Source organism: Streptococcus sp. HMSC065E03 (assembly GCF_001815045.1).
Lineage (GTDB): Bacteria > Bacillota > Bacilli > Lactobacillales > Streptococcaceae > Streptococcus > Streptococcus parasanguinis_AD.
This window is the reverse complement of the sequence record NZ_KV818834.1, coordinates 1-501: the sequence shown is the minus strand read 5'-3', so window position 1 is coordinate 501 and position 501 is coordinate 1. Positions and strand designations below refer to the sequence as shown.

Genomic DNA, 501 nt, shown 5'->3' with positions numbered 1-501 from the left:
CCAAAAACAGTGACCTTATTCAAGAAAATTTATTGATTCCTAGAATCTCTCTAATCGCAAATTTAGGGAGCCTTATCATAAGTGTGGCTGCTATTATTTATATAGAATGGCGATTAGCATTAGTCTTTCTTTTATTGTCGAGTCTAACGATTTTTCTATCACAAATTCCTGGAAAGTTAATGACTAAATCAACAAATAATTATTCTCTACAAAATAATCACTATTTATCAAAAATGACAAACTTTATTGATGGTTTTGAACAAATTAAGTTATTAAATATTCAAAGCTGGACCCAAGAAAAAATTCAGGAAATCAGTTTAGAATTTGAAGAGTCCAGAAAAACATATCAATTCTTAAAAGACTTAGCTTCAACTACTGGAATTTTACTAAGTTTTTGCTCTCAACTATCCTGTATGGTCGCTGGTATCTTTTTTGTAAGAAATAACTTACTCACTATTGGATTACTCGTAGCAAGTATTCAATTATTAAACGGTGTTTTTG

Annotated in this window: 1 protein-coding gene; it reads left to right on the top strand. The window is 29.5% G+C overall.

Annotated features, from left to right (window positions below):
• Positions 1-501, top strand: a 501-nt coding sequence (locus HMPREF3002_RS00085; RefSeq protein ID WP_141754463.1) for an ABC transporter transmembrane domain-containing protein, incomplete at both ends; no start/stop codon positions are given.